Source organism: Alkalibacterium sp. s-m-28 (genome assembly GCF_054658175.1).
The window spans coordinates 1-2,738 of sequence record NZ_BAAGIQ010000160.1 but is presented as its reverse complement, the minus strand read 5'-3'; the positions used below and the strand labels follow the sequence as shown (position 1 = coordinate 2,738).

4 protein-coding genes are annotated in these 2,738 nt (G+C 40.0%); 2 read left to right on the top strand and 2 right to left on the bottom strand.

From position 1 onward, the window contains the following. Window positions 1–244 precede the first annotated feature (244 nt). On the top strand, window positions 245–850 hold the full coding sequence (locus ACYQ4S_RS11530) for a TetR/AcrR family transcriptional regulator (protein ID WP_459771265.1): 606 nt from the start codon (window positions 245–247) through the stop codon (window positions 848–850). 55 nt (window positions 851–905) lie between these two features. Continuing rightward, window positions 906–1,331: a hypothetical protein gene (locus ACYQ4S_RS11525; RefSeq protein ID WP_346024882.1), complete on the top strand. Its 426-nt coding sequence runs from the start codon at window positions 906–908 to the stop codon at window positions 1,329–1,331. A gap of 71 nt (window positions 1,332–1,402) precedes the next feature. On the opposite strand, the gene ACYQ4S_RS11520 is transcribed toward ACYQ4S_RS11525, so the two are convergent. Together ACYQ4S_RS11520 and ACYQ4S_RS11515 are read right to left on the bottom strand one after the other, a co-directional pair. After that, window positions 1,403–1,912 carry a flavodoxin domain-containing protein gene (locus ACYQ4S_RS11520; RefSeq protein WP_346024881.1) on the bottom strand — a complete coding sequence of 170 codons (510 nt, stop codon included), beginning with the start codon at window positions 1,910–1,912 and terminating at the stop codon, window positions 1,403–1,405. A gap of 82 nt (window positions 1,913–1,994) precedes the next feature. Next, window positions 1,995–2,414: a hypothetical protein gene (locus ACYQ4S_RS11515; RefSeq protein ID WP_346024880.1), complete on the bottom strand. Its 420-nt coding sequence runs from the start codon at window positions 2,412–2,414 to the stop codon at window positions 1,995–1,997. Window positions 2,415–2,738: the final 324 nt, after the last annotated feature.

Genomic DNA, 2,738 nt, shown 5'->3' with positions numbered 1-2,738 from the left:
AAGTCCAATGGGACAACTGAAGAAAATGTTTGGGTAATGAAACACACAGAATGAGCCATTTTAATATTAAAATTGAAGAGTTACCATCTCTAGAAAAAAAGTTTCCGCCAAAGTCTTGACACATACCCGACTCTTCAAAACTTTGCTTAAAGTATATAGTCTTGTTATACTATTAACAATCATTAAAATAAGTCATTTGTCGGATACACAACACATTGAGAAAATTGTCGGATGGGAGGATGACATGAACAAAAAACAGGATTTGCGGGTACTAAAAACACAGAAAGCTATTTATACTGCCTTTTACAATCTGCTAAGTTTAAAGGACTATACCGGCATCACTATCCAGGATATTGCGGATGAAGCGATGATTAACCGTTCAACCTTTTATGCTTACTTTCAGGATAAAGATGATTTGGTTGAAAAGATCATCGAACAGAAACTGGAATCCATCCAAGCCATTATGAAGCTGTCTGTCATGACCAATGACAATGAAGTGAAGCTGATGCATATTCAGATGGTGCTGACGCAGCTTCTCGAACAGATAAAAGAGGACAAAGACACGTATGTCCTCATCCTCTCAATTGTTGACAAGCATATATTGACCGATAAATTTAAAAAACTGGTGACCGATTCCTATCAGGATATTCTGAGCCGCCTGCGCATCATGGAGTCCGATATGGAAGTACCAGTCGAACTGATCATCGATTACAGTCTGGGAATTCTTTTTATGACAGTCAACTGGTGGCTGAAAAATGACTGCGACTACCCTGAGGACCTGCTTGCCCGACTGATAACGAAACTCGTCGGGAACGCCAACCTGACCGTGCTGGGGATTTCAGTGATTTAACTCGTCGACTGACGGTATTGATACCTGTATAAACCAATCAAAAAAGGAGCCTTCAATGATTCAACTGACTGAACGACTCGAAACAGCATTTAACTTAACAGAGGACCTTGCATCTTCCTTATCTGGTGAGGAGTTGACAATGAGACTGAGAGATATACCCTCAAATACAATAGATGAACAGATGTGGTGTATTGTAGGTGCACGGGAAAGTTACTTGGAGGCGATTATTCAAAATAAATGGAGCGGTTTTTCATGCTCCTTAACCGATGTGACTTCTCCATCCAGAGTCCTTGAGAGCTTGACAGCCAGTTCAGTGGATTGCCTCTCCTATCTCCAGAAGAATGAACTCAACAGCATACAGACGGACCTTTTATTTTCACTACTGGAGCATGAAGTTCAACATCATGGTCAGCTGATCCGTTACGTTTACGGCAACCGATTGAGCTTTCCAAAGAGCTGGAAAAACCGGTATAACGTGTAAAAAAAACACCTCGAAACCTGCTGGTTCTGAGGTGTTTGCTTTTATTTTCTAGAATATTAGCACACAATTTGTTAACTCAATGGTGTATCTTTATCGTCTTCTTCAACTTTGTTTAAGCTGTCTGCAAACTGCTGAATGGTGTCTTCACGAATATCAGATACATCCTCTTTTACTTTGGCTAGTTTTCTTACAATCATTTTTTCCATAAGATTCATGGAATCAAAATGGTACTCTCCGCCAAAACAATCCACTGCTACTGCAGCTTTCCTAAGTACAGCAGGATAATTTAGCTCCAGTTCTTCTCTAATAGTGTGCTCTTCCTGCATCCCACAGATAAACAGTCCCAGTTTTTTCTCCATCAGGGCATCCAAGTGCTCTTCAGTGAATGTTCGAACTTCTCCCAATATTCTCCCCGCATAAACCGGGCTACCTACAACTACCGCATCATAAGCTGACAAATTCACTTCAGACGTGTCTTTTAAGTTGACTCTTTCAACTTCCCCAACTAGACGTTCAGCCAGCAGACGAGTGCATGTTTCCGTGCAGCCGTGCTTGCTTGAATAAGCGATTAATGTTTTCATTCAGTTTTCCTCCCCATCTTAAGCTGAATAGGCTTGGGTTATGTAGCGTGCTTGCCTGCAGTGAGTATACAAATAGACTTATCTATTCATGAACTTTGTAGAGTTCATAACTGTCGAAGAATAAATAGGGAATACCAGCTAGCAAACCCATAGTTGCTCCAACCAGACCGGCCACTAAAAGCACAGGCCAGTTTTCAAATATCGGGAGAGTTTCAACTTGAGGTGTAAGCATGGAACTTATAAAAACAACAATGCCTATAATAACAGGTTGCCAGTACACCCACTTTTTAATTCCAAGCTCAACCGAGTCGCCATCTGTAACGGTCAACTTGTTGCTTTTTGTTCCAAAGTGTTTAACCTGTAATATTGCCTGCTGTTGACCCAAATCAACAGTCTTCGTTTCGCCATTTTTCATTTTTACTACCCGATTGTGATTCACCTTCACCTTTAGTTTGCCAAGACTATGGATGTAACGAGAGGGTCTGATAATTTCTATACTCATAATTTAACCTCCATGCCGTTTCGAGTAATTACCAATTTTTTTGTTTTTTCGTGCTATTTTAATGCAACTATCGTTGCTCTATCAATTGAAATGCAAAAAGGCACCTCTTCCCCCCTTAATCTGATAAAATGAAGTTTACCAAAACAAACATTCATCACTTAAGGAGTGAAAAGAGATGCCTAATCTACTTCAGATTGTCATGTATTTAGTTAATAAAATCAAGTGGCAAAACAGTTTGATTCAACTTTTAAACGATTATATTACTTGGCTTGAAGATGCGGGTGATCGACCACCTAAAGGGACCGATATCACAAAGCTTGATTA

What these genes read in the sequence shown, in the direction of transcription:
- ACYQ4S_RS11530 (WP_459771265.1), top strand. Translation starts at nt 245, where the DNA reads ATGAACAAAAAACAGGATTTGCGGGTACTAAAAACACAGAAAGCTATT.
- ACYQ4S_RS11525 (WP_346024882.1), top strand. Translation starts at nt 906, where the DNA reads ATGATTCAACTGACTGAACGACTCGAAACAGCATTTAACTTAACAGAG.
- ACYQ4S_RS11520 (WP_346024881.1), bottom strand. Translation starts at nt 1,912, where the DNA reads ATGAAAACATTAATCGCTTATTCAAGCAAGCACGGCTGCACGGAAACA.
- ACYQ4S_RS11515 (WP_346024880.1), bottom strand. Translation starts at nt 2,414, where the DNA reads ATGAGTATAGAAATTATCAGACCCTCTCGTTACATCCATAGTCTTGGC.